Annotated in this window: 23 protein-coding genes and 1 pseudogene; 13 read left to right on the top strand and 11 right to left on the bottom strand. The window is 69.2% G+C overall.

Features of this window, described 5'->3' with window-relative positions; translation table 11 throughout:
- Nucleotides 1–51: 51 nt before the first annotated feature.
- On the top strand, nucleotides 52–2,079 hold the full coding sequence (locus QTI05_RS09225; RefSeq protein ID WP_286624063.1) for an acetoacetate--CoA ligase: 2,028 nt from the start codon (nucleotides 52–54) through the stop codon (nucleotides 2,077–2,079).
- 31 nt (nucleotides 2,080–2,110) lie between these two features.
- Entirely contained in the window at nucleotides 2,111–2,692 is a 582-nt protein-coding gene (locus QTI05_RS09220; protein WP_286540590.1) for a DUF4124 domain-containing protein, read from the top strand.
- A gap of 9 nt (nucleotides 2,693–2,701) precedes the next feature.
- Here the strand turns inward: QTI05_RS09220 and QTI05_RS09215 are convergent, their stop codons facing one another.
- Nucleotides 2,702–3,022, bottom strand: coding sequence for a DUF1161 domain-containing protein (locus QTI05_RS09215; RefSeq protein WP_286624062.1), 321 nt, complete (start codon nucleotides 3,020–3,022; stop codon nucleotides 2,702–2,704).
- 99 nt (nucleotides 3,023–3,121) lie between these two features.
- Between QTI05_RS09215 and QTI05_RS09210 the strand changes: the two genes are divergently transcribed.
- On the top strand, nucleotides 3,122–3,688 hold the full coding sequence (locus QTI05_RS09210) for a hypothetical protein (RefSeq protein ID WP_286624060.1): 567 nt from the start codon (nucleotides 3,122–3,124) through the stop codon (nucleotides 3,686–3,688).
- A gap of 102 nt (nucleotides 3,689–3,790) precedes the next feature.
- Nucleotides 3,791–4,171 carry a VOC family protein gene (locus tag QTI05_RS09205; RefSeq protein ID WP_286624058.1) on the top strand — a complete coding sequence of 127 codons (381 nt, stop codon included), beginning with the start codon at nucleotides 3,791–3,793 and terminating at the stop codon, nucleotides 4,169–4,171.
- Between the two features lie 3 nt (nucleotides 4,172–4,174).
- Here QTI05_RS09205 and QTI05_RS09200 read toward each other — a convergent pair whose 3' ends face one another.
- Complete coding sequence (locus QTI05_RS09200) at nucleotides 4,175–4,987, bottom strand: 4-hydroxy-tetrahydrodipicolinate reductase (protein ID WP_286540594.1); 813 nt, start codon at nucleotides 4,985–4,987, stop codon at nucleotides 4,175–4,177.
- Between the two features lie 19 nt (nucleotides 4,988–5,006).
- Nucleotides 5,007–5,915 (bottom strand): LysR substrate-binding domain-containing protein, encoded by a 909-nt coding sequence (locus QTI05_RS09195; RefSeq protein WP_286624056.1) that lies wholly within the window; start codon nucleotides 5,913–5,915, stop codon nucleotides 5,007–5,009.
- A gap of 173 nt (nucleotides 5,916–6,088) precedes the next feature.
- Here QTI05_RS09195 and QTI05_RS09190 point away from each other — a divergent pair, with 173 nt between their 5' ends.
- The 3 genes from QTI05_RS09190 to treF are packed head-to-tail and all read left to right on the top strand — an operon-like array spanning nucleotide 6,089 to nucleotide 10,139.
- The gene (locus tag QTI05_RS09190) at nucleotides 6,089–7,288 is read left to right on the top strand and encodes an acyl-CoA dehydrogenase (protein WP_286624054.1); all 1,200 of its coding nucleotides are present in this window, start codon (nucleotides 6,089–6,091) and stop codon (nucleotides 7,286–7,288) included.
- Between the two features lie 2 nt (nucleotides 7,289–7,290).
- Complete coding sequence (locus QTI05_RS09185; protein ID WP_286624052.1) at nucleotides 7,291–8,523, top strand: CaiB/BaiF CoA transferase family protein; 1,233 nt, start codon at nucleotides 7,291–7,293, stop codon at nucleotides 8,521–8,523.
- Nucleotides 8,520–10,139 (top strand): alpha,alpha-trehalase TreF, encoded by a 1,620-nt coding sequence (treF, locus tag QTI05_RS09180; RefSeq protein ID WP_286624652.1) that lies wholly within the window; start codon nucleotides 8,520–8,522, stop codon nucleotides 10,137–10,139. The genes QTI05_RS09185 and treF overlap by 4 nt, the downstream gene beginning before the upstream one ends.
- On the opposite strand, the gene QTI05_RS09175 is transcribed toward treF, so the two are convergent.
- From QTI05_RS09175 to QTI05_RS09145, 7 genes are all read right to left on the bottom strand, one after another.
- Nucleotides 10,136–11,758, bottom strand: a complete 1,623-nt coding sequence (locus tag QTI05_RS09175) for an amidohydrolase (protein WP_286624050.1) — start codon at nucleotides 11,756–11,758, stop codon at nucleotides 10,136–10,138. The genes treF and QTI05_RS09175 overlap by 4 nt on opposite strands.
- A gap of 132 nt (nucleotides 11,759–11,890) precedes the next feature.
- Complete coding sequence (locus QTI05_RS09170; RefSeq protein ID WP_286624048.1) at nucleotides 11,891–12,871, bottom strand: Bug family tripartite tricarboxylate transporter substrate binding protein; 981 nt, start codon at nucleotides 12,869–12,871, stop codon at nucleotides 11,891–11,893.
- A gap of 34 nt (nucleotides 12,872–12,905) precedes the next feature.
- Nucleotides 12,906–13,271, bottom strand: coding sequence for a cupin domain-containing protein (locus QTI05_RS09165; RefSeq protein ID WP_286624047.1), 366 nt, complete (start codon nucleotides 13,269–13,271; stop codon nucleotides 12,906–12,908).
- The gene (locus QTI05_RS09160; RefSeq protein ID WP_286657800.1) at nucleotides 13,268–14,257 is read right to left on the bottom strand and encodes a quinone oxidoreductase family protein; all 990 of its coding nucleotides are present in this window, start codon (nucleotides 14,255–14,257) and stop codon (nucleotides 13,268–13,270) included. Before QTI05_RS09160 ends, QTI05_RS09165 begins: the two co-directional genes overlap by 4 nt.
- A gap of 363 nt (nucleotides 14,258–14,620) precedes the next feature.
- Entirely contained in the window at nucleotides 14,621–15,511 is an 891-nt protein-coding gene (locus tag QTI05_RS09155) for a beta-keto acid cleavage family enzyme (protein ID WP_286624044.1), read from the bottom strand.
- Entirely contained in the window at nucleotides 15,508–16,272 is a 765-nt protein-coding gene (locus tag QTI05_RS09150) for an SDR family NAD(P)-dependent oxidoreductase (RefSeq protein ID WP_286624043.1), read from the bottom strand. The genes QTI05_RS09155 and QTI05_RS09150 overlap by 4 nt, the downstream gene beginning before the upstream one ends.
- Nucleotides 16,273–16,290: 18 nt before the next feature.
- Nucleotides 16,291–17,157 (bottom strand): dioxygenase family protein, encoded by an 867-nt coding sequence (locus QTI05_RS09145; RefSeq protein ID WP_286624042.1) that lies wholly within the window; start codon nucleotides 17,155–17,157, stop codon nucleotides 16,291–16,293.
- 133 nt (nucleotides 17,158–17,290) lie between these two features.
- Between QTI05_RS09145 and QTI05_RS09140 the strand changes: the two genes are divergently transcribed.
- Nucleotides 17,291–18,319, top strand: coding sequence for a LacI family DNA-binding transcriptional regulator (locus QTI05_RS09140; protein WP_286624041.1), 1,029 nt, complete (start codon nucleotides 17,291–17,293; stop codon nucleotides 18,317–18,319).
- Between the two features lie 83 nt (nucleotides 18,320–18,402).
- On the opposite strand, the pseudogene QTI05_RS09135 reads toward QTI05_RS09140, so the two are convergent.
- Nucleotides 18,403–18,543, bottom strand: a pseudogene (locus tag QTI05_RS09135) (YjiS-like domain-containing protein); the annotation flags it as partial.
- An 88-nt stretch (nucleotides 18,544–18,631) separates the two neighbouring features.
- Between QTI05_RS09135 and QTI05_RS09130 the strand changes: the two are divergent.
- From QTI05_RS09130 to QTI05_RS09110, 5 genes are all read left to right on the top strand, one after another.
- Nucleotides 18,632–19,522 (top strand): LysR family transcriptional regulator, encoded by an 891-nt coding sequence (locus QTI05_RS09130; RefSeq protein ID WP_286624039.1) that lies wholly within the window; start codon nucleotides 18,632–18,634, stop codon nucleotides 19,520–19,522.
- Nucleotides 19,523–19,642: 120 nt separating this feature from the next.
- On the top strand, nucleotides 19,643–20,824 hold the full coding sequence (locus QTI05_RS09125; RefSeq protein WP_286624038.1) for a CaiB/BaiF CoA transferase family protein: 1,182 nt from the start codon (nucleotides 19,643–19,645) through the stop codon (nucleotides 20,822–20,824).
- A 70-nt stretch (nucleotides 20,825–20,894) separates the two neighbouring features.
- Nucleotides 20,895–21,908, top strand: coding sequence for an AraC family transcriptional regulator (locus tag QTI05_RS09120; protein ID WP_286624037.1), 1,014 nt, complete (start codon nucleotides 20,895–20,897; stop codon nucleotides 21,906–21,908).
- 96 nt (nucleotides 21,909–22,004) lie between these two features.
- Entirely contained in the window at nucleotides 22,005–23,507 is a 1,503-nt protein-coding gene (locus QTI05_RS09115; protein ID WP_286624036.1) for a class I adenylate-forming enzyme family protein, read from the top strand.
- On the top strand, nucleotides 23,504–23,923 hold the full coding sequence (locus tag QTI05_RS09110; protein WP_286540620.1) for a PaaI family thioesterase: 420 nt from the start codon (nucleotides 23,504–23,506) through the stop codon (nucleotides 23,921–23,923). Before QTI05_RS09115 ends, QTI05_RS09110 begins: the two co-directional genes overlap by 4 nt.
- The last annotated feature ends 17 nt before the right edge of the window (nucleotides 23,924–23,940 follow it).

Genomic DNA, 23,940 nt, shown 5'->3' with positions numbered 1-23,940 from the left:
CTGAGGTCAACCCCGATTGAGCACGCTCGTTCGCAGGGCTACGCTCGGTTCATGCCCGTTCCCAATATTCCCCAGATCCGCCTCTATCAAACCTGGCTGCGCGAGAAGCGCGGCCTGTCTTTCGACAGCTACGACGCGCTGTGGCGCTGGTCCGTCACCGATCTCGATGCCTTCTGGCAAAGCATCTGGGACTACGCCGGCCTGCAGTCGCCCACGCCGCACAGCGCGGTGCTGGCCGAGCGCAAGATGCCGGGCGCCGTGTGGTTCCCCGGCGCCCAGGTCAACTACGCACGCGAGATCCTGCGCCATGCCGATGCAGCCCATGCCGCCGGCATGCTCGCCATCGTCAGCGACAACGAACTCGGCGAAGTGCGCGAGCTGTCATGGCCCGAACTGCGCCGGCAGATCGCCGCGGTGGCGCTCACGCTGAAGTCGCTCGGTGTGCAGCGCGGCGACCGCGTGGCGGCCTACCTGCCCAACGTGCCGGAAACCATGGTCGCGTTTCTTGCGTGCTCGAGCATCGGTGCGATCTGGAGCGTGTGCGCGCCCGACATGGGCACGGCCGCCGTGGCCGACCGCTTCCGCCAGATCGAGCCCAAGGTGCTGATCGCGGTCGACGGCGTGCACTACGGCGGCAAGCCGCTCGATCGCAGCGCAGTGCTGCAGGAGCTGCGCGGCCAGCTGCCGAGCGTGCAGAAGCTGCTGCTCTTGAAGACGCCCTTTGCCGCGGGCCCCGTCGAGCACGACGTCGACTGGACCGAGGCCACGGCGCGCAACGATGCCGAAGTCGCCGCCTTCGAACCCGAGTGGCTGCCCTTCGACCATCCGATCTGGATCGTCTATTCGAGCGGTACCACCGGCCTGCCCAAGCCCATCGTGCACGGGCAGGGCGGCATCCTGCTCACCATGCACGCCTGCGGCCTGCACAACGACGTGGGCGCGAGCTACGGCGCCAACAACTTCGGCGAGCGCTACCACTGGTACAGCTCCACCGGCTGGGTGATGTGGAACTCGCAGCTCTCGGGCCTGGCCTTCGGCGCCACCATCTGCATCTACGACGGCAACCCCGCGGGCAGCAAAGAGAAGCCCGACTGGAGCGTGCTGTGGCGCTTTGTCGCGCGGCACCAGGTCACCTTCTTCGGTGCCGGTGCGGCCTACTTCACCAACTGCATGAAGGCCGGCGTCGTCGCGAAGGACTGCGGCGATCTCTCGCGCGTGCGCGCCCTCGGCAGCACCGGCTCGCCGCTGCCCGAAGAAGTGCAGCGCTGGGGCACGAAGCAGATCCTCGATGCAGGCTCGAAGGAAGTGTGGTGGTGCAACATCTCGGGTGGCACCGACTTCTGCGGCGCCTTCGTCGGCGGCAACCGCGAGCTGCCCGAAGTGCCGGGCCAGATGCAGTGCCGCGAGCTCGGCCATGCGGTCGAGGCGTGGAACGAGCAGGGCCAGCCGGTCATCGGCGAAGTCGGCGAGCTGGTCTGCACCCAGGCCATTCCGTCGATGCCGCTCTACTTCTGGGGCGATGAAGGCAACGCGCGCTACCTGTCGAGCTACTTCGACACCTATCCGGGCGTCTGGCGCCACGGCGACTGGATCAAGATCGGCGAAGACGGCGGCTGCATCATCTACGGCCGCAGCGACGCCACCATCAACCGCCAGGGCCTGCGCATGGGCACCAGCGAGATCTACAGCGCCGTCGAAGGCCTGCCCGAAGTGCTCGACTCCATGGTGGTCGATCTCGAATACCTGGGCCGCGACAGCTACATGCCGCTGTTCGTGGTGCTGCGACCTGGCGTCGCGCTCGACGACGCGATGCGCGGCAAGCTCAACAACGCCATCAAGACCTCGCTGTCGCCGCGCTTTCTGCCGAACGACATCTTCCAGGTCGACGAGATCCCGCGCACGCTGTCGGGCAAGAAGCAGGAGCTGCCGATCAAGAAGCTGCTGCTGGGCCAGCCGATCGAGCGCGTGGTCAACAAGGAGGCGATGGCGAATCCCGGCAGCCTGGATTGGTACGTCGCGCTGGCGAAGCAGCGCGCCGCCGGAGCATCGGCCGCGGCCCCGGTTCCGCGTCGCTCGTAGTGCCATGCCAACAGCGTCACAATGGCCGTTCATGAAGTCCCTGCTTGTCCTCGCGATCCTGGCCACCTTCGGCGCGGCTGCCGATGCGGAGGTTCTGCGTTGCGCCGACGCAGCCGGCAACGTGAGCTACACCGACAACGCCTGCCCCGCGGGCGCCAAGCCGGTGGGGCGCGTCGCGATTCCGGAGCCCGTGGTTCCGAGCGCCGACGAAGCTGAACGGCGCCGCCAGGCGCAGATCGACAGCGCTGTCCGTTCGAGCCAGTCCCAGCGCGAATCGACCGAAGCGGCTGCGCGCCAGCCGGCACCGCAGCCGAGCGGGCCGATCGTCATCGACGCCAGCCGCACTGGCACTCCCGGCGGGCGGTCGTCGGACAGCCGCTGGAGCAACCGCAGCGACGAGCCGGCATTCATCGATGATGGCCAGCCCTATCCCGGCGTGGTGGGCAACCCCGTGCGGCCACGCAACATGGCCCCACGCATTCGCAACTGCGATGCCGGCGGCTGCCAGGACACGCAGGGCAACCACTACAACCGCTCGGGCCAGATCGACCGCTACCGCAGCATCGACGGCAAGACCTGCCAGCCGGTCGGCACGACCACGATCTGCCGCTAGCAGGGGCCGCTACTGCGGCTTGCGGCAATCGCCGCCAACCGACGCCGTGCCGTCCTTGCATTCGGTCAGCATTGGTTCTTCGTTGCTGCGCGGCTGCGGCGCGGAACCATCCTCGCGCTGATAGACGATCTTCTTGCTGCCGAGTTCGCAACTGCCGACCACCTGGCCCGTGGCCGGCGCGCTCGCATCGACCGTGGTCACGCTGAAGCGCGCGACGCCGGCGGCAGCGATCTTGGCTTCGATCTGGCTTCGCAGGGTTTCGCAGCTCTCGGCGCCGCTGGCGGTGCCGGCAAACATGCAGGCCAGGGGAACAAGCCACAGTTTCATCATGGTGAGACCTTCCTCATGAAGCGGGCAATCGGCCAGTCTACCGGCATAGGCCACGCGGACGATCGCGGACCGGCGCCATCGCCGCTAAGCTCGCGCCCCATGCCCGCAGACACCCATCCGCAAGACGCGACGAAGATCGCGCTGTCGCCCGACGGCATGCTGCGCATCGAGCAGGAACTGATCGAAGACGATCGCTCCGGCCCCTGGGAGACCACACGCGTGTTCGCGCTGCCCGGCGGCGCGCTGCTCGCGCACGCGACGAGCCACGGCTACGCGCCCGAACCGCCGCGCTTCCCGGCGCATGGCGTGGTCGTGCTGCCCCTCACCGATCGCTCCGGCCAGTGGCGCCAGGTGCGCATCGATGCGGTGGCGCGCGGCTTCAGGCTGCTGCCCGGCGAGGTCGACGAACCGCTCGCGCTGCTGTCGAAGCGGCTCGGCCTGGACGAGCCGGCCGCGCACTACACGCCGCCGCCGGCTGTGGTTTCGGCGGCGCAGACCTTCCTGATGCTGCTCACCACTTTCGGCAGCCTCGTCTTCGTGCTCGGCGGGCTGTGGATGATGTGGTCCGGCCACACCGCGAAGGATCGCTGGACCGGGCTCGCAGGCGTGGTGTTCTTCGGCGGTTGCATGTGGGGGTCGCTCTCGGAGATGCGGCAGCGGCGCTGATCAGGGCCGCGCGGACGGAATGCACCGACGCAAACTGTCACAGCGCCGCGCCGCGTGCATGTGATGAATGCCGATTGCGAGCCACGACGACCAAGGACTGCCATGCTCAAGACCGCCACGCTGCATGCCTATGTGCCCGCCCACAACGTGGAGCGCTGCCGCCGTTTCTATGACGAGAAGATCGGCCTCGGCCCCGGGCGCAAGGCCGGCCCGGGCTACACCTTCGAATGCGCGGGCGGCACCTCCTTCTTCGTCTACCCGTCGCCCGGTGCCGGCACCAACAAGGCGAGTTGTGCCTTCTGGCATGTCGACGACGTTGCGGCCGTGGTCGACTGGCTGAAGGTGCGCGGCGTGGTGTTCGAGCAGTACGACATGCCGGAGACCGCGCCCGGCAGCCGCATCTATCCGGCCGAGGACGCCAGTGCCGCGTGGTTCAAGGACACCGAGGGCAACATCATGGCCGTGGTGCAGAGCCCGTACTGAGCGCTACAGGTCCATCACCTTGTCGAGCCCGCGCAGCAGCCCGGTGTGGCCTCCGACCTTGCGGATCGCGAGCAGCGCACCGTCGACATAGGGCTCCGCGCTGGCGCCGGCTTCGTGCCGCAGATGCAGGCGCTGGTCTTTCATGCCGAAGATGGTTTCGATGCCGAGCACGAAGCCCGGCACGCGCACCGCGTGCACCTGCACGCCGTTCAGCGTGGCGCCACGCACGCCGTCCGGGCCGTTGACCTGGTCGAGCGGCACGCCGATCGCCGGCTGCCGCACGGCGCCGAGCCGAAGCGCCAGTTCGCGGCCGGTGCCGGAAGGCGCGTCGGGCTTCGAATCCTTCGCGTAGTCGATGATCTCGAAGTTCGGGATGTAGCGCGCCGCCATTTCCGCAAAGCGCTGCAGCAGCACGGCCGTCAGTGCGAAGTTGCCGCAGGCGAGCACCCCGCGGTCTGTGTCGCGCGCGGCCTTGTCGATCGCGGCGTAGTCGGCGTCGCTCAGGCCCGAGCTGGCAACCACCACATGCGCGCCGGCCGCCAGCGCGGCCAGGATGTTGGTCTTGACGATCCCGATGCTGCCGGGCTTTGCGTACTCGACATACACGTCGCAGCCCTTCGCCAGCGCGATCGCCTCGGCGGCGCTGCCGGACACCATGCCGGTGACCGTCGGCAGGTTCAGCAACTCGCCGAGCGGCCGTCCGGCATTGCGGTGCCCGACGGCACCCACCAGCTGGAGATCGTCTTGCGCTGCGATGCCGCGCGCCAGCGCCGCGCCGGCCCAGCCCGTGGCGCCGGAAAGAATCACACGTTGCATGGCTGCTCCTTCTCTTGTGTCATGTGCTGCTGCTGCCCGCTTGCGCCTGCAGCCAGGTGATGAACCGCGTCAACAGCGGCCGGTCGTCGCCGCGTTCGGGCGTGACGAGATAGTAGTTGCGCTCGCCCGATAGCGGCCGTGCGCAGGCCACCACCAGGTCGCCACGCGCAAGCTCGTCTTCCACCAGCATGGTTGGCATGAGCGCTACGCCAAGGCCGTGCGCGGCGGCGGTGGCCAGCATCGAGAACAGTTCGTAGCGCGGGCCGCCACGCGCGTTGGGCGCGTCGACCTGCTGCGCGTCGAACCACTGGCGCCAGCCGTCGGGGCGGGTGCTCTGCTGCAGCAACGGCAGCTTCGCGACCGCCGCAGGCGTGACCGGCTTGCCCCGTGGCAGCAGCTTCGGACTGCACACCGGCACCACGTCCTCGTGCAGCAGCAGCAGCGCGCGCGTGCCGGCCCAGTTCGCGACCTGCGCGGGGGTGCCCGCGTACAGCGCCGCATCGAACTCGGCATCGGCGAACAGGAACGGGCGTGTGCGCGTCTCGATGTGCACCACCACGTCGGGCTGCAGCGCGGCGAACGCAGGCAGGCGCGGGATCAGCCAGCGCGTGGCGAAGGTCGGAACGGCCGCCAGCGCGAGCGACCCCCCTTCACCCTGGTGCGCCATCGCGTCGAGCGTGTCGCGCTCCATCGCCTCCAGGCGCTTTGTGATCTGCCGGGCGTAGGCGGCGCCGCTCGCGGTGAGCGCGACGCCGTGCCGCGTGCGGCGAAACAGGGCCACGCCCAGAAAGGCCTCGAGCGTGCCGATCTGGCGCGACACGGCGCTCTGCGTCAGCGCGAGCTCCTGCGCCGCGCGCGTGTAGCTCTCGTGCCGGGCAGCGGCATCGAAACACACGAGGGTTTGCAGGGGCGGTATTTTGCGGCGCATGTATGCTGCCAGTGTATGACTGGGGTGGGGTCTTCGCCAATGGCAATGGCGAGAAAGCCCGCCGCGAGACATGCGTACTCCTCATGTCTGAGTGCGCATTACTCGTTTGCGCCACGGCCCTTGCGCCGCTAGGATCGACCGCATCCCCCATTTCAATTTCCGGAGACAGCCACATGGCCACCAAAGCGCACTTCCACTGGGACGACCCGATGTTGCTCGAGCAGCAGCTCACCGACGACGAGCGCATGGTGCGTGACGCGGCCAACGCCTACTGCCAGGAACGCCTGCTGCCACGCGTGACCGAAGCCTTCCGCTCCGGCGCGACCGACCCGGCCATCTTTCGCGAAATGGGCGCACTGGGCTTGCTGGGCCCGACCATTCCCGAGCAGTACGGCGGCCCCGGCCTCAACTATGTCTGCTACGGCCTGATCGCGCGCGAAGTCGAACGCGTCGACTCCGGCTACCGCTCGATGGCCAGCGTGCAGAGCTCGCTCGTGATGGTGCCGATCAACGAGTTCGGCACCGAAGCGCAAAAGCAGAAGTTCCTGCCCAAGCTGGCCACCGGCGAATGGATCGGCTGCTTCGGCCTGACCGAGCCCGACCACGGCTCCGACCCCGGCAGCATGGTCACCCGCGCCAAGAAGGTGCCCGGCGGCTACTCGGTCAGTGGCGCCAAGATGTGGATCAGCAACTCGCCGATCGCCGACGTGTTCGTGGTCTGGGCCAAGGAAGTCAGCGAGTCCGGCACGGTCGGCCCGATCCGCGGCTTCGTGCTCGAGAAGGGCATGAAGGGCCTGAGCGCCCCCGCGATCCACGGCAAGGTCGGCCTGCGCGCCAGCATCACCGGCGAGATCGTGATGGACAACGTGTTCTGCCCCGAGGAAAACGCGTTCCCCGAAGTGCAGGGCTTGAAGGGCCCGTTCACCTGCCTCAACAGCGCCCGCTACGGCATCTCGTGGGGCGCACTCGGCGCCGCCGAGGACTGCATGCACCGCGCCCGCCAGTACACGCTGGACCGCAAGCAGTTCGGCCGCCCGCTCGCGGCCAACCAGCTGATCCAGAAGAAGCTGGCCGACATGCAGACCGAGATCGCCCTGGGCCTGCAGGGCAGCCTGCGCCTGGGCCGCATGAAGGACGAAGGCACGGCCTCGGTCGAGATCACCTCGATCGTCAAGCGCAACAACTGCGGCAAGTCGCTCGACATCGCTCGCATGGCACGCGACATGATGGGTGGCAACGGGATCAGCGACGAGTTCGGCGTGGCGCGGCATCTGGTCAACCTCGAAGTGGTCAACACCTACGAAGGCACGCACGACATCCATGCGCTGATCCTGGGCCGTGCCATCACGGGCATCGCTGCGTTCGCGAACTGAACATGGCAGCGGCAGCCCTCGACGGCATCAAGGTTCTCGATCTCTCGCGCGTGCTCGCGGGCCCGTGGTGCACGCAGATCCTCGCGGACCTGGGTGCCGACGTGGTCAAGATCGAGCGCCCCGGCGTCGGTGACGACACGCGCACCTGGGGCCCGCCGTTCCTGAAGGATGCGGGCGGCCACGACACCAACCAGTCGACCTACTTCACCGCCTGCAACCGCAACAAGCGCTCGGTCACACTCGACATGGCCACGCCCGAAGGGCAGGCCCTGCTCAAGCAGATGGCCGCGCAGAGCGACATCGTGGTCGAGAACTTCAAGACCGGTGGGCTCAAGCAGTACGGGCTCGATCACGAGAGCCTGCGTGCCGCGAACCCGCGCCTCATCTACTGCAGCGTCACCGGCTTCGGCCATGACGGCCCGCACGCCTCGCGCGCTGGCTACGACCTGATGATCCAGGCCACCAGCGGCATGATGAGCATCACCGGCCGCCCCGACGAGGCACCCGGCGGCGGCCCGCTGCGCGTGGGCGTGGCGCTCACCGACCTGTTCACCGGCGTCTATGCGAGCACCGCGATCCTGGCCGCGCTCGAAGTGCGGCACCGCACCGGCGAGGGCCAGCACATCGACATGGCCTTGCTCGATGTCGGCATGGCGATCCTCGCGAACCAGGCCAGCGCGTTCCTGAACACCGGCGCGGCGCCGCAGCGCCAGGGCAACAGCCATCCGAGCCTGGCGCCCTACCAGGACTTCCACACCAAGGACGGCTCGATGCTGCTGGCCATCGGCAACAACGGCCAGTTCGCGCGCTTCTGCGAAGCGGCGGGCCATCCCGACTGGGCCGCCGATGCCCGCTTTGCCACCAACACGCTGCGCGTGCGGCACCGCGAACTGCTCATTCCGCAGATGGAAGCGGTCACGCGCACGCGCAACACGGCCGAGTGGATCGCACTGCTCGAAGACAAGGCCGTGCCCTGCGGCCCGATCAACGACATCGCCCAGGCCTTCGACGACGAACAGGTCAAGGCGCGCGGCCTGGCCGTCGCCCTGCCGCGCGATGCGGGCGATGGCATTGCGCAGATCGTCGGCGTGGCAAGCCCGCTGCGCCTGCAGGCCACGCCGCCGGTGCTGCGGCGTGCGCCGCCGGCACTCGGCCAGCACACCGACGAGGTGCTGGCCGAAATGGGCGTCGATGCGAAACAGCTGGCCGCGCTGCGCTCGGCGGGGGTGATCTGACGACGCGTCACGCACAACGGGCGTCAGCGTGTCCGGCGCCGGACACGCTGACGCCGGCGGATCGCTACCAGGAGCTGTTCACGGCCGTGCAGGGCGCGCGCGTGTTCGCCGACAGCAAGACCTTCGTCGACTGTGCGCCGCGCGGTGAACCGGCCGACATCCTGGCGGCCTACCGCGCACAGTGCAGCGCAGCCGGCTTCGACCTCGCTGCGTTCGTCGCTGCGAACTTCGAGGTGTTGCTGCCCGAGCCGAGCGAGTACGTCTCGGTGCCGGGCCAGCCGCTCTGTGCGCACATCGACGACCTGTGGCCCGTGCTCACGCGGCAGCCGCTCGACCATCCGCCGCGCGGCTCGCTGCTGCAAGTGCCGTACCCCTACGTGGTGCCGGGCGGCCGCTTCGGCGAGCTCTATTACTGGGACTCGTACTTCACGATGCTGGGCCTCGCCGCGAGCGGCCGGCCCGAGCTGCTGCACGACATGGTCGGCAACTTCGCGCACCTGATCGACACCTACGGCCATGTGCCGAACGGCACGCGCACCTACTACCTCACGCGCTCGCAGCCGCCGCTCTTTGCCTTCATGGTCGAGCTCGCACAGCAGCTCGGCAGCATCGACGCGGCGGACTGCCTGCCCCAGCTGCGGCAGGAGCACGTCTGGTGGATGCGCGGCAGCGAAGGCCTGGCGCCGGGCGCGGCCAGCGGGCGCGTGGTGCGGCTGCCCGACGGGCGGCTGCTCAACCGCTACTGGGACGAGCGCGATACGCCGCGCGAAGAAGCCTGGCTGGAAGACGTGACGACCGCGCGCGCTTCGGCATCCGACGCAGCCGAGGTCTACCGGCACATTCGCGCCGCGGCCGAATCAGGCTGGGACTTCAGCACGCGCTGGCTGGCGTGGTCGTCGGCCGTGAACGATGCCGCATCGCTCGCCGGCATCTGCACCACCGACATCGTGCCGGTGGATCTCAACGCCTTCCTGTACAAGCTCGAAACCACGATCGCAGACCTCGCGCAACAGTCGGGCGACGCGGCCACTGCGCAGGCGTTCGCGCAGCATGCGCAGCAGCGCAAGGCCACCGTCATCGAGCTGCTGTGGGACGAAGGGCAGGGCGCGTTCTTCGACCACGACTGGCGCCTCGGCACCCGGCGCACCTGCCTCACGGGTGCCACCATTGCGCCGCTGTTCGCCGGTCTTGCCGAACCGGCGCACGCCGACGCATTGGCGGCCACCGTGTCAGGCAGGCTGCTCGCACCCGGCGGCTTCTCGACCACCGAATACGCCAGCGACCAGCAGTGGGACCAGCCCAATGGCTGGGCCGCACTGCAATGGATGGCGATCGACGGCTTTGCGCGCAATGGGCACGAGGCGCTCGCGCGCACCATCGCGCACCGCTGGCTCGCCACGGTCGCCGCGGTCTACGAACGCGAGGGCAAGCTGGTCGAAAAGTACGCGCTGCGCCAGCGCGAGCACGAAGCTTCAGCCGGCGGCGACGGCGGGGAGTACCCGCTGCAGGATGGCTTCGGCTGGACCAATGGCGTCACGCGCGCGTTGCTGGCGGCGCACCTGCAGCACACGGCGCACGGCTGCGTCGCGCACTCGGCTGCGCCGCTGCACCGTTAGTGCGGTGCAGCCGCGAACGGCGCCGCCACATAGACCACCTTGCCGCCCACCACCGTCATCAGTGACACCGTCTTGCCAATGCGCTCCAGTGGCACGGTGAAGACGTCCTGGTCGAGCACGGCAAAGTCGGCGAGCTTGCCGACCTCCAGCGTGCCGCGTTTCGCTTCGTCGAAGCTGAACCATGCGCTGCCCGCCGTGTAGAGCCGCAAGGCCTGCTCGCGCGTGGGCGTCTCGTCGGGGCCGCGGGTGGGCTGGCCGCTGACGGTCTTGCCGTCGAGCATCCAGCGGATCGCGACGAACGGGTTGTACGAGGCAACGCGGTGCGCATCGGTGCCCGCACCCAGGTTCACGCCTGCGCGCAGGGCGGTGCCGATCGGCGGCATGCGGCGTGCTGCCTCGCCGCGAGTCTTCAGTGCACGGTCGCCCTGGAAATACATCGCGTCCTGCATCGTCCAGCCCATGCCGAGCGCCTTCATGCGGGCCAGCGTTTCCGGGGAGGCGTCGTCCAGGTGCGCGATCGACCAGCGCAGGCCGGTGATCGGCACTTCGCGGTTCAGGCGCTCGTACAGGCCGAGCAGATGATCGACCGAGCTGTTCTCGAGCCAGTGGATCGTCACCGTCATCTTCCGGGTCGCGGCCCACCTGATCAGCTCGTAGAACTTCTCCCGCGTCGCATCGTTCGGAAAATTGTTGTTGTACATGCCGATGGTCAGGCGCTCGCCGAGGCCGTTGAAGCGCAGCATGTCGTCGCCGAAACCCATCGGCAGCATCTGCGTGAGATCGCGAAACTCCTCGAGTTCGGCGCCGGGCTTCTGCGCGAAGATGCTGTAGGCGACCCGCACCGTCAGCGCCTTCTGGCGCCACAACTCGAACAGCGCCGCGTACTGCGATGGCGCGATGCTGAAGCCGCCCGGGTCGACCAGGCCGGTCACGCCGAGCCGGTTGAGTTCGGTGAAGAAAGCCCGGGTGCCCGCGAGGTTGTCGTCGTAGGTCGGCTTGGGCAGCTTGTCGAACAACGCCGAGATGCCCACGATGTCGCCGGCCATCCAGCCCGGCCCGCCGTCGCTGCCTTCGGGCGGCGCCTTCATGCCGGCCGGCAAGGTGCCCGCCGGCACGCCGAGTGCTTCCAGCGCCTTGGGTGTCATCACCACGGCCTCGTAGAAGAGCTGCACATACACCGGGTTGTCGGGCGCGGCTTCCTGAAGCTCGGCCATGGTGGGTCGGCGGCGTTCGGCGAACTGCTGCTCCGTCCAGCCGCCCGCCACGATCAACCACCCGCCGGGCCGTGCCCGCGCGGCTGCCGCGCGGATGCGGGCCATCGCCTCGGCGATGGTGCCGGCATCGATCCAGTTGACCTCGGTCGAATAGCTCAGCGCCGCGCGCACCGCATGCATGTGCGAGTCGATGAGGCCGGGGATCACGGTGCGGCCACCGGCATTCACAGTGTGTGTGATGGGGCCCGTGAGCGTGCGCATTTGCGTGGCGTTGCCGATGGCCACGATGCGGCCATCACGCACGGCAAGCGCCTGCGCGGTGGTGGAAGCGGCGTCGAGCGTTGCGATCTTCGCGTTGGTGACGATCAGATCGGCCGGTTGCGCCTGTGCGACGACAGGCAGCAAAAAGGCGGCAGCGAGGGCTAAAGTTCTTCGTGAGACACCACGGAACCGGCTTTGCCGGGCCGTTGGTGTCGCCCCCTGCAAGGGGGTTGGCGCAGCGACACGAAGTGCGCGAAGACTGGGGGTGAGCATATTTCAATCCACCTTGATGCCGGCCGCCTTGACCACCTGCTGCGCCTTGGCGGTTTCGTCGACGATGAACTTGTCGAACTGCGCCGATGGCATGGTGAAGGGTTCGGCGCCGAGCTTGTCGAGCCGCTCCCTGAGTTCGCTCGACACCATGATCTTCGCGACCTCGGCCTGCAGCGCGTCGACCACCGGCTTCGGCGTTTTGGCCGGCGCGAACAGGCCAACCCAGAACAGGTACTCCGAACCCGGCACGCCGCCTTCGACCGTGGTGGGCAGGCTGGGCTGCACCGCCGAGCGCTTGCCGGTGCCGACCGCCAGCGCCTTGAGCTTGCCGCTCTGGATCAGCGGCAGTGCCGACACCATCGGCGCAAAGAACCAGTCGATGCGGCCGCCCATCACTTCGGTCATGGCCTCGGGCGTGCCGCGAAAAGGCACATGCTGGGCCTGGATGCCGGCAGCCAGGCGGAATACCTCGGCATTCATGTGCGTGGCCGAGCCGTTGCCGGCCGACGCGTAGTTGAAGCCGCCCGGCCTGGCCTTTGCCTGCGCGACCAGATCCTTCACATCGTTGAACTTGCCCGGCGTGGTGACCAGCACATTGGGCAGGCTCGCCATCGGCGTGATGCCGGCGAAATCCTTCAGGGTGTCGTACGAGAGGTTGGGGTAGATCGACGGATTGACCAGGTGGCCGGCCGAATGCACCAGCAACGTGTAGCCGTCGGCCGGCGCCTTGGCCACCAGCGCCGCGCCCAGCGTGCCGCCGGCACCGGGCTTGTTGTCGACGATCACGCTGGTGCCGAGCGCCGGGCCGAGCCGCTCCGCCACCAGGCGCGCGACGATGTCGGTGCCGCTGCCGGCCGTGAACGGCACGACCAACCGGATCGACTGGCCGGCCGGCCAGGCGCCCTGCGCATGCGCGCCGGCGACGGTGCAGGCGGCCAGCGCGCCGATGACGATATGGCGACGGGTGGGGTGCAAGGAAGTCATGGTGTCGTTGTCTCCGTTGGATGGGGTCTTCTTTTCAGGGGCCGGCCGGCGGCGCGTTCGCCATCACCAGCGCCACCAGCACGGGCCGGTTGGTGCGGTTGATGAGCTGCCGCTTCTCGCCGGGCGCGAAGCGGGCGGAGTCGTAGCGCTCCAGCACCTGCTCCTGCCGTGGTTGTCCATCGACCTCGCCGACCAGCGTGAGCTGGCCTTCGAGCACCAGGTAGAGCTTCTCCATCGCCGAGCCGTCGAGCGTGGTGTGGCCGCCGGGCAGGATCTGGCTCATGCCCATCCACATCTGCGCCGAGGGCCCAGCCTCCTTGCCCTGCAGGCGAAGGCAGCGCATGTCGAAGTGGTTCGGCGCCTCGTAGGCCGGCGCTGCGTCGAGTCGGGTGACGTTCATGGCCGCAGCACCACGCGGTCGGTGCTGCCCGACAGCACCAGGCGGTAGGCATCGATCGCCTCGTCGAGCGCGAAATGCCGCGCCACCGGAAACGGCTTCAGCGTGCCGCGCTCGAAGCCGTCGCGCATGGCATCGAGCTGCGCGGCGCAACGCACGCAGTCCATCGCGAGCGAGTCGATGCCGACGAAGGTATGCATGCCGCGGTAGAACGCGAAGATGTCGAACGGCACGGCGCGGTCATGGGTGGCAATGAAGATCTGCGTCGCGCCCTTGGCCATGGCCTTGTTCGCGGCCTCGAAGTAGACGCTGCCGACCGTGTTGTAGACCACGTCGGCACCGCGCCCGCCGGTGAGCTCGCGCACCCGCTCGCCCACCTGGCCCTGTGTCGCGTCGATCACGTCGACCGGGCCGCTGGCAAAACCCTCGAACGCACCGCCGCGCCGCTGCACCGCGATCACGCGCGCGCCGGCCTGGGCCGCCAGCTGCACGGCCGCCTGGCCGACCTTGCCGTTGGCGCCGAGCACCAGCACTGTCTGGCCCGGCTGCGGCATGCCGCTGCGGCGGAAGCCTTCATACGCGGTGACGAAGGGCACGCCGACGGCGCCGGCTTCGTCCATCGAGATGTTGTGCGGCTTGGCACGCAACGCGCCTTCGGGCAGCACCAGATAACGTGCATGCGAGCCGTCGCGCGTGATGCCGATATCGCCGCCCGAGCCGTAGACCTCGCGGCCGATCCATTCGCTGGGCCCGCTCACCACGGTGCCTGCAAAGTCGCGGCCCGGAGTGCGCGGCCAGACGGCCTGCGGCATGATGCCCAGCGTCGCCTTCACGTCGCTCGGGTTCACCGCGGCGGCGGTGATGCGTACCACGGCGTGCCCGGGCGGTGCTGTGGGTTCCGGCTGAGGTGCAGCGTCGAGTTGCAGCGCATCGAGGTTGGCGGCCTTCTCGTTCACACGCAGAGCGCGAGAGGTGTGGGTTGTGTGCATGGCGGCTACGCTCATCTCAGTTCTTCACCGTGTGTTGTGTTGCGGGTTGCTTGTGCTCGTGGGCTGTTGTTCAGGGTGCGTGCACAGGCCACCGGGTACTCCCCTCCGCGAATGTCCCCCGCCTTCGGCTCCTCCTTTATTTCGCTGCGGGGAGCACCCGATGCCCTGTGCACGATGGACGCGGCTGTTGTGCTGGCCGATCAACCGCTGCGCTGAGCGATCACGTCGATGGGGTGCCTTGCGCAGCGAAATAAAGGAGGAGGCCGCAGGCCGGGGGACATTCGCGGAGCAAGGTACCCCGTCGGCGTGATCGCACCCCGAATGACCCACAACGCGACGAACAAAAGAGCAAGGTTTCATCTCCTAGCCCCCCGCACCAGCCAAGCCCAGCATGGCGCGCGCCTCACGAGGGTTGGCAATCTCGCCGCCCAGGCTCACGATGATGTCGCGCGCCTTCGCGACCAGTTGCGCATTGCTCTGGGCCAGCACGCCCTTCTCCAGGTAGATGTTGTCTTCCATGCCCACGCGCACATGGCCGCCGAGCAGCCAGGCCTGCGCCACGATCGGAAACTCCATGCGGCCGATGCCGAAGGCGCTCCAGAAGGCACCGCGCGGCAGCATGTTGCGCGCGTACAGCAGCGTCTCGGGCGTGGGCGCAAAGCCGTACTTCACGCCGAGCACGAAGGTCCACATCGCAGGCCCGTCGAGCGTGCCGTCGGCGATCAGGTCAAGCGCGAGGTTGATGTCGCCCGAATCGAAAATTTCCAGCTCCGGCTTCACGCCCGCCGCGCGAATCACCTTCGCCATGCGGCGCACGTTCTTCGGCGTGTTCATCACCACGTCGGGCCCGGAATTCATGGTGTTCAGATCGAGCGAGCACACGTCGGGCCGGATCAGCGCGATGTGCTCCACGCGCTTTTCCGGCGGCAGCAGCGAGGTGCCGGGCGCATAGACCTTGGGGTCGTCCTCGCTCGGAATGAAGCGGCCGCCCGGCCCGGTCGTGAGGTTGATCACCAGCTCGCGGTTCTCCTTGCGGATGCGCTCGACCACCTCGCGGTAGAGATCGACCTCCATCGACGGCTTGCCGGTCTGCGGATCGCGCACGTGGATGTGAACCTGCGCAGCCCCGGCCTCGGCCGCGGCCAGGCATTCGTCGGCAATCTGCACCGGCGTGATCGGCAGGTGCGGCGTCTGCTCGGGCTTCACGAGATTGCCGGTCACCGCGCAGGTGATCAGTGTCTTTGTTTCACTCACAGGTGCCTTCCTCCATCGACCACGATGCGCGTGCCGGTCACGAAGCGCAGCGTGGTCGCCAGTGCTTCCACCGTGGCGGCCACGTCTTCGGGCAGGCCGATGCGGCCCAGCGGCGTCGTGGCGGCCATCTTGTCGGCGAACTCGGCGCCGCGGCCCGGCACGAAGGGCGACGCCACCGCGCCCGGCGACACCGACACCACGCGCACCGCCGGCGCCAGGGCCTTGGCCAGCGCATCGCCGACCACGTCGAGCCCGGCCTTGGCCGCAACATAGGCGAGGTTGCTGCCGACGCCGGTAAAGCCCGCGATCGACGACACGTTCACGATCAGCCCGTCGCCGCTGGCCTTGAGCAGCGGCGCAAAGGCGCGGATGGTGGCAAACACGCCGCGGAAGTTGGCGCGCAGCAGTTCGTCGATGAGCTCGTCGGTCAGTGCGTCGAGGTCGGCGGCCGGCACGGGCTGCGTGTGGCCCGCGCTGTTGACCAGGATGTCGCAGCGGCCGTGCGTGGCCTGCACGTTCGCGGCGGCGGCCTGCAGGCTGGCGCTGTCGACGATGTCGGCGCGCAGCGCACCGTGGCGCTGGCCGCGCTCGGAGGGCAGGGCGGCGGCGCGCTCTGCGGCATCGTCGCCTTTGCGGTGCAGCAGCACGCAGGTCGCGCCCAGTGCCGCCAGCCGGCGCGCGCTCGCGTAGCCGATGGCGCCGAGGCCGCCGGTGATGACGGCCACCTTGCCGTCAAGTCGGGAAACAGGATCGAAGCTCATGGGATGGCAGTGGGTTCATCAGGGAATGGGAGGGCGTGGAAACTTCATCTCGCCGGGCTCCAGCGCAAAGTCGTACTGCAGCGTGGCGCTGCGGCCATCGGCCGCCGGCGCGAACCGGCCGATGAGCCGGCGCGTGACGCCGAAGGTCGGGTCGCTTTCGAGGTTCTGGTCGTCGTCGGCGAACACCTGCGTGACCAGCACCTTGAAGCCCGGCTTGCTCACCATGAAGTGCAGGTGCGCCGGCCGGTTCGGGTGGCGCTGCTGCGCGCGCAGCAAACCGCCGCAGGGCCCGTCGGTCGGTACCGGGTAGCCGGCCGGCCGCACGCTGCGAAAGTGGAAGCGGCCTTCGGCGTCGGTGCGGAAGCGCCCGCGCAGGTTCATGTCGTCCTGGGTCGGATCCTGGTTCTCGTAGAGGCCCACCGGCGAGGCCTGCCACACGTCGACCACCGCATCGGCCACCGGCTGCCCCTGCGCGTCGCGCACCGCACCCGCCACGGCGAGCGGAATGCCCGGCGTGCCGGAGCGCGCGATCGAGTCGCCGCTTTCGCAGGCCGGCGAGCCGTCGCGCCAGAACGGGCCGAGCAGCGCGGCCGGCGACTCGCCCTGAGGGTCCTGGTTGTTCTGCAGCGCGACCAGCGTCGAAATGCCGAGCAGGTCGGCCGCCAGCACCACCTCATTCTTGGTGTCGCCGGTGGCCTGGCCGAGGGCGACGACGAACTCCAGCGCCTGCTCGAACTCGTCTTCGGTCAACTTCACTTCCTGCACGAACGCATGAAGATGGCGCGTCAGCGCCGCCATCAGGGTGCGCAGGCGCGCGTCTGGCGTGCGCGCCATGGCTTCGAGCGCGATCGGCAGCACGGAGTCGGGGGTGGTCACGAGATTCATGGATGCAACCCAGGTTTATGCAATCGTTTGCATATTATGTGGCGAGATGCCCGACGCCCAAAATCAGGGTTTACGTGAGTCCCCCTTGGCAAAGAGGGCTTAGGATCCAGCAAGCCACAAACGTTTGCACCCAATGGCCTCCCAGCACGCCCCCCCAATCACCATCCGCGATGTCGCGCTGGCCGCCGGGGTGCACGTGTCGACCGTGTCGCGCGCGCTCAATCCGGCCAAGCGCCGCCTGATCAGCGACGACGTGCTGCGCGTGGTCGAGGAGGCCGCGCAGCGGCTCGGCTACCGGCCCAACCGGGCCGCCGCTGCGCTGCGCACGGGCCGCACCCACACCATCGGCGTGCTGGTGCCTGACATCACGAACCCGGTGTTTCCGCCGATCCTGCAGGGCATCGAGGCCAGCGCCGCGGCGCGCGGCTACTTCGTGTTCGTCGCGAACGTGGGCGATCCGCAGCTGGCGCAGCCGATCCTCGAGCGCATGCAGGCGCAGCAGATCGATGGCCTGGTGCTGGCGATTGCGCTGCGCGACGACCCGCTGGTCGACTACATCACGCGCAACGGCATGCGCGCGGTGATGGTCAACCGTGCCGACGAAACCGGCCGCCTGCCCGCCGTGGTGAGCGATGACCGACTCGCGATGAAGCTCGCGGTCGACCACCTGGTGGGGCTAGGCCACCGCCGCATCGCGCACCTGGCCGGTCCCCAGAACGTGCCGACCGGCGTCGGCCGCCGGCAGGGTGTCGAGCAGGCGCTGCGCGACCACGGCATGACCATGGCCGCAGTGGTCGAATGCGACAGCTACAGCCGCGAGGGCGGCCGGGCCGCCATGCGCGAGCTGTTGGCGGGCGGCAGCCCGCTGCCCGATGCAATCGTCTGCTGCAACGACCTCGTTGCGCTCGGCGGCTACGACGTCCTGCGCGAAGCGGGCATCCGCATTCCGCAGGACATCTCGATGACCGGGCACAACGACATGCCGCTGGTCGACATGGTCGACCCGCCGCTCACCACGATCCGGCTGCCCCATCGCGAACTCGGCTGGCGCGCGGCCGGGTTGCTGTTCGACGAGATCGAGGGCAAGGCGCTGTCGGCTACGACCGTGGTGCTGCGGCCCGAACTCGTCGTGCGCGCATCGACGCGCATGCGCCCGGCCTGACGCCAGCCCGGCGCGTCGGTGGTGTCAGAGGTACCAGGTGCATTTGTCACGCGCCGTCGAGACCACTCCTGAACTTCGCTCCGGCCGATCCCCAGGTCGTTGAGTTCCCGGTCGCTCATGTGATGGAGTTCCAGGCGCTGGTGCCGCGCAGCCAGCACGCGGCCAACCCAGCGCCGCAGCGCGGTGAGCAGGGAAAAGGACGACGGTTGCTGCGGGCTCGACATGGTGTTCTCCTGTGATGGAAGTGCATCTTCGGCGCCTGCGTGCTATTGTGGAAGTTGAGAATTCTGAAGCAATCGATCAGGAAACCTGATGCGCCAAATCAACCTCGACCAGCTGCGCACGCTGGTTGCCATTGCCGATCTCGGCACCTTCTCCGCAGCCGCGCAGGCGCTGCACCTGGCGCAGCCGACCGTGAGCCTGCACGTCAGCGAACTCGAGTCGCGGCTCGGTGCGCGGCTGGTGGTGCGCGGCAGCCGCAGCGTCACACCGACCGCGGCCGGCGCAGCACTGGTCGAGCGAGGACGCAGGCTGCTGCGCGACGCCGATGACGCGGTCGAAGCCGTCAAGCGCCAGGCCGAAGGCCGGCTCGGCCGGGTGCGCCTCGGCACCTCGACCGGCGTGGTGATCGACCTGCTGCCGCAGGTGCTCGAAGCACTGCAGGCCAGCCACCCGGGCATCGACGTCGAAGTGAGCATCCTCGGCTCCAACCAGGCGATGGAGCGCCTTGCGCTCGGCACGCTCGACATCGGCCTGGTGGCCGTGCCGCAGCCGCCGATGCGCGACCTCGTCGTCGCACCCTGGCGCAGCCAGCCCATGATGGCCTTCGTGCCACAGAAGTGGAAGGCGCCCAAGCGTGCAACGCCCCAGTGGCTGATCGAGCAGCCGCTGATCTTCAACGACGCGACCACCCACATGTACCGCCTCACGATGGAGTGGTTCGCCAACGCCGGCTGCTCGCCGCGCGCACGCATCGAGCTCAACTACGACGCCGCGATGCGCAGCCTGGTGGCGGCCGGCTACGGGGCCGCGGTGCTACCGGTGCAGCACGGCACCGACGCGGCGCTGAACGGCCGCATGCAGATCCTGCCGCTGAGCCCCAAGCTCACGCGCCGGCTGGGCATAGCGCATCGCGCGAAGGCGTCGCTCGATGGCGCTACGCAGAGCGTCGTCGACACCCTGATGGAATTCCGGCAGCGTTGACGTCGGCCGCATCGGCCCACGCCGTGGTCGCGGCGTCCGGGGGCCTGACGCTTTTCGCCAATCCACGGGATAGCTGCCGCCATTGCCGGCGGGCTGCGCGTCCTCTAGATTGCCCTCCCAATGACCTCTTCTCCTGAATCCCTCGCGAGCGCATCCACCGGCGCGCCGCTCGCCGGCGTGCGCGTGCTCGACCTGACCCGGCTGTTGCCGGGCCCGCTCGGCACGATGCACCTGGCCGATCTCGGCGCCGACGTCGTCAAGATCGAGGACACCGGCGCCGGCGACTACGCAAGCGCCACCGTGCGCGCGCTCGTCAACCGCAACAAGCGCGCGATCCGCATCGACCTCAAGCACCCCGAAGGCGTTGCCGCGCTGCTGCGCCTGTGCCGCGATGCCGACGTGCTGGTGGAAGGCTTCCGGCCCGGCGTGATGCAGCGGCTGGGCGTGGGCTACGAGGCGGTGGCGGCCGTCAACCCGCGCATCGTCTACTGCAGCATCAGCGGCTTCGGCCAGACCGGCCCGCTGTGCGACACGCCGGGGCACGACGTGAACTACGCGGCCCTGGCGGGCGTGGCCGACCAGATCGGCAACGCCGCGGGCCCGGCGCTGTCGAACCTGCCCGTGGCCGATTTGCTGGGCGGCACCATGACTGCGGTGGCCGGCATCCTCGCCGCGCTGTTCGACGCAGCCCGCAGCGGCCGCGGACGGCATGTGGACATCGCCATGGCCGATGGGGTGCTGGCCCATGCGGTACTGCCGCTGGCCGGCCTGCACCAGCATGGCGAGGTGCCGCGCACCGGCCACGGCGCGCTGACCGGTGCGCTCGCCTGCTACGGCTTCTATCGCACAGCGGACGATCGGCACGTCGCGGTCGGCGCGCTGGAAGCGAAGTTCTGGGACGACCTGTGCCGCACGCTGGAGCGCCCCGACCTCGCACCACTGCACCGCAGCGGCGACCCGGCGACAGAGGAACGCCTGCGCGCGGAACTGGCCGCCATCTTCGGCGCGCAGCCGCTCGCGCACTGGCGCAGCCTGTTCCACGACGGCGTCGGTTGCGTGACGCCGGTGCTGCGCATCGACGAAGCGCTGGCGCATCCGCACTTCCGTGCGCGCGGCATGCGCATCGCGGCCGACGATGCGGCGCTGCCGCAGCTCGGCTGTGCCATCAAGATGACGGGCTTCGACCCGTCCACCCCGCGGCCAGCCCCGCGCGCCGGGGAGCACACCGAGGAGATCCTGCGCGCGGCCGGGCTCGACGCGCCGGCCGTGGCTGCCTTGCGGGCGGCAGGCGCCGTCGGGTGAGGCGGCGCCACGCCCGGCACGGCGGGTGCTGCCTACAATTCAACAGGCCGAGCCGCGGCGACCGCCATCGATGACGCTCACCCACCACACCGTTGCCATCCAGCAGGTGCACCACATCCTGATGGGGGCGCGGCATCGCGGGCTCGATGTGGCTCCTCTGCTGGCACGCGCAGGCATTGCAGCACCGCTGCTGGAGTCGCCGCTGGCCCGCATCTCGCAGCGCCAGTACGCGCTGCTGATCCACGCCCTGCGGCGCGAAATGCGCGACGAGATCTGGGGCCTGCTGAGCAGCCCGCTGCCGCCCGGAAGCTTCGGCCAGTGCATGCGCCAGCTGGTGCGCTGCGCCACGCTGGGCGAGGCCATGCGCGAAGGCTTCGCCTGGTACCACCTGCTGCTGAACGACTTCGTGCCGCGCCTGTCGGTGCAGGGCGATAGCGCGCACGTGCAGTTCGTGCTGCGGCGCGCCTCTGATGTGCGGCTCGACTACGCGGTGAAGGCCTTCATGCTGCTCGGCTTCAACACCTTTTCGTGGCTGGTGGCGCGCCGCATCCCGGTGCTGGGGGTCGACTACACGGCGGAGCAGACGGGCATGGACAGCTCACGCGTGTACCAGGTGCCGATCCGCTACGGGCAACCCCACGTCGGCCTGTGGTTCGACGCACGCTGGCTCGATCTGCCGGTCGTGCAGTCGCAGCAGAGCCTGCGCGAATTCCTGGCCAGCTCGCCCGCCAACCTGATCGTGCGATACCGCGACACCAGCAGCCTCACCGAACGCATTCGCCGGCTGCTGCGCAAGGGGCTGGGCGCCGACATGCCGTCGCTCGAGGCGGTGGGCGAGGCGCTCGCCGTGACGCCGCAGACGCTGCGCCGACGGCTGCGCGAGGAGGGCCGCGGCTTCCAGCAAATCAAGGACGAACTGCGACGCGATGCCGCCATCGACGACCTGCTGCACACGCAACTGCCGCTGCTCGACATCGCCAACCGCGTGGGCTTTTCGGAAGCCAGCACCTTCCACCGCGCCTTCAAGCAGTGGACCGGCGTGGCCCCGGGCGAGTACCGCCTGGCGCACGGGCCGGAGCGCTGAGCGGTTTCGCCAAGCCCTTTGGCGCTTCCCGCCATTGGTCAGGGCCGCACGCAGGCCTAACCTTCGCCGCATCCTCAACAAGCCGGCGGTTCCATCGTGTATCTCACCCAAGGCCTGCATCGCGCGCTGCAGCGCTGCCCCGACAAGACGGCGCTCACCCACGTCGCCGAAACCGGCACCCGTAGCCATACGCATGCGCAGGTGGCGAACGGTATTGCGCTGCAGGCGGCCGCGCTGGCGAAGCGCGGCATCGGGCGCGGCGACCGCGTGGCGCTGCTCGCGCCCAACAACGACCAGCTGGTGCGGGCCATCCTTGCCTGCTGGTGGCTCGGCGCCGTCGCCTGTCCGCTGAACATCCGCTGGAGCACACCCGAGCTGGCGCACGCGCTGCAGGACAGCGAAGCGTCGCTGCTGCTCGTCGATGAAACGCTGCAGGCGCTTGCACCAGCCGGCGCGACCGCGCTGCTGCGCCTGGGCGCGCTGGAAGAAGAGAGCGCCGCGCTGGAGCCGCTCGCCGATACGCGCACCGGTGGCGACGCGCTCGCCGCCATCCTCTACACCGGCGGAACCACCGGCCGCTCCAAGGGCGTGATGCTGAGCCACGCGAATTTCTGGACCGCATCGATGACGCGGGGCGCCGAGCTCAACAATGCGCCGGACTCGGTATCGCTGCTGGTGGCGCCGCTGTTCCACGTGGCCGGGCTCGGCCGCCTGGTGGGCCAGCTGATCGTGGGCGGCAGCTGCGTGACGATGGCGCAGTTCCGTCCCGCATCGGTGATCGAGGCGATCGCGGAGCACCGCATCGGCGACATCATCGTGGTGCCGAGCATGCTGCAGTCGCTGCTCGACGACCCCTCGTTCACGCCCGAGCGCGTGCGCAGCCTCACGCGCATCGCCTTCGGTGCAGCACCGATGCCGCCGGACCTGCTGGACCGCGCACTGGCCGCCTGGCCGGACGCCGAGTTCTTCCAGGCCTATGGCCTCACCGAAACCGCGGGCGCCGTGTGCATCAACCTGCCGGCGAACCACCGGCCCGAGGCACGCGCCACCGGCCGCCTGAACTCCGTCGGCCGCGCTGGCCTCGGCGCCGAGATCATCGTCGCGGACGAGAGCGGCCACGAGCTGCCGCGCGGCGAAGTCGGCGAGATCCTGGCACGCGGGCCGATGGTCATGCAGGGCTACTGGCGCAACCCCGAGGCAACGGCCGCCGCGCTGCAGGGCGGCTGGCTGCACACCGGTGATGCGGGCCGCATGCTGCCCGACGGCCATCTCTTCATCGTCGACCGCCTCAAGGACATGATCATCAGCGGCGGCGAGAACGTGTACTGCGCCGAGGTCGAGGCCGCGCTGCGCGGCCATCCGCAGGTCCGGCAGGCGGCGGTCATCGGCGTGCCGGATGCGCGTTGGGGCGAGGCGGTGCACGCGGCGGTGGTGCTGGCCGACGGTGGCAGTGCCGACGCAGATGAACTGCGCGCCTGGTGCCGCGAGCGCCTGGCCGGCTACAAGTGTCCGCGTGGCATCAGCTTCGTGCGCGAGCTGCCGCTGTCGGCCGCCGGCAAGGTGCTGAAGAACGTGCTGCGCGAGCAGGTGCGCGCATGAAACCCGTCGTGGGCGCAGACGGCCGCAACATGTTCGGCCAGGTGCCCTTCACGCGGCTGCTGGGTGCGCGCCGCGAGTACTCCGAGGCCGGCCGTGCCCGCCTCGTCATCGACGCGCGGCCGGAACTCGGCAACGTCATCGGCGCCATGCACGGCGGGGTGCTGGTCACGCTGCTCGACGTGGCCATGGCCAGTGCCGCCGTGTCGCTGTTCGACTTTGACCGCACCGCCGTCACGCTCAACCTCAACACCAGCTTTCTCGAACCGGGCCGCGGCCGGCTCACCGCCGATGGCGAAGTCGTGCAGCACGACAGCAACGTCGCCTGGTGCCACGCCTCGATCACCGATGCCGACGGGCGCGTCGTCGCGCGCGCCCAGGGTTCCTTCCGCTACCTGCCGCTGCCGCAGGCCGCCTGACCCGCAATTTCAACCGA

It is taken from the genome of Variovorax fucosicus (genome assembly GCF_030316825.1).
GTDB classification, from domain to species: Bacteria; Pseudomonadota; Gammaproteobacteria; order Burkholderiales; family Burkholderiaceae_C; genus Variovorax; species Variovorax fucosicus.
The sequence above is the reverse complement of the archived record's forward strand: the minus strand, read 5'-3'. Positions and strand labels throughout refer to the sequence as shown.

Bases quoted from the DNA above. Each gene is read 5' to 3' on its own strand.
- QTI05_RS09225 (WP_286624063.1), top strand. From the start codon at position 52: ATGCCCGTTCCCAATATTCCCCAGATCCGCCTCTATCAAACCTGGCTG.
- QTI05_RS09220 (WP_286540590.1), top strand. From the start codon at position 2,111: ATGAAGTCCCTGCTTGTCCTCGCGATCCTGGCCACCTTCGGCGCGGCT.
- QTI05_RS09215 (WP_286624062.1), bottom strand. From the start codon at position 3,022: ATGATGAAACTGTGGCTTGTTCCCCTGGCCTGCATGTTTGCCGGCACC.
- QTI05_RS09210 (WP_286624060.1), top strand. From the start codon at position 3,122: ATGCCCGCAGACACCCATCCGCAAGACGCGACGAAGATCGCGCTGTCG.
- QTI05_RS09205 (WP_286624058.1), top strand. From the start codon at position 3,791: ATGCTCAAGACCGCCACGCTGCATGCCTATGTGCCCGCCCACAACGTG.
- QTI05_RS09200 (WP_286540594.1), bottom strand. From the start codon at position 4,987: ATGCAACGTGTGATTCTTTCCGGCGCCACGGGCTGGGCCGGCGCGGCG.
- QTI05_RS09195 (WP_286624056.1), bottom strand. From the start codon at position 5,915: ATGCGCCGCAAAATACCGCCCCTGCAAACCCTCGTGTGTTTCGATGCC.
- QTI05_RS09190 (WP_286624054.1), top strand. From the start codon at position 6,089: ATGGCCACCAAAGCGCACTTCCACTGGGACGACCCGATGTTGCTCGAG.
- QTI05_RS09185 (WP_286624052.1), top strand. From the start codon at position 7,291: ATGGCAGCGGCAGCCCTCGACGGCATCAAGGTTCTCGATCTCTCGCGC.
- QTI05_RS09170 (WP_286624048.1), bottom strand. From the start codon at position 12,871: ATGACTTCCTTGCACCCCACCCGTCGCCATATCGTCATCGGCGCGCTG.
- QTI05_RS09165 (WP_286624047.1), bottom strand. From the start codon at position 13,271: ATGAACGTCACCCGACTCGACGCAGCGCCGGCCTACGAGGCGCCGAAC.
- QTI05_RS09160 (WP_286657800.1), bottom strand. From the start codon at position 14,257: ATGCACACAACCCACACCTCTCGCGCTCTGCGTGTGAACGAGAAGGCC.
- QTI05_RS09150 (WP_286624043.1), bottom strand. From the start codon at position 16,272: ATGAGCTTCGATCCTGTTTCCCGACTTGACGGCAAGGTGGCCGTCATC.
- QTI05_RS09145 (WP_286624042.1), bottom strand. From the start codon at position 17,157: ATGAATCTCGTGACCACCCCCGACTCCGTGCTGCCGATCGCGCTCGAA.
- QTI05_RS09140 (WP_286624041.1), top strand. From the start codon at position 17,291: ATGGCCTCCCAGCACGCCCCCCCAATCACCATCCGCGATGTCGCGCTG.
- QTI05_RS09130 (WP_286624039.1), top strand. From the start codon at position 18,632: ATGCGCCAAATCAACCTCGACCAGCTGCGCACGCTGGTTGCCATTGCC.
- QTI05_RS09125 (WP_286624038.1), top strand. From the start codon at position 19,643: ATGACCTCTTCTCCTGAATCCCTCGCGAGCGCATCCACCGGCGCGCCG.
- QTI05_RS09120 (WP_286624037.1), top strand. From the start codon at position 20,895: ATGACGCTCACCCACCACACCGTTGCCATCCAGCAGGTGCACCACATC.
- QTI05_RS09110 (WP_286540620.1), top strand. From the start codon at position 23,504: ATGAAACCCGTCGTGGGCGCAGACGGCCGCAACATGTTCGGCCAGGTG.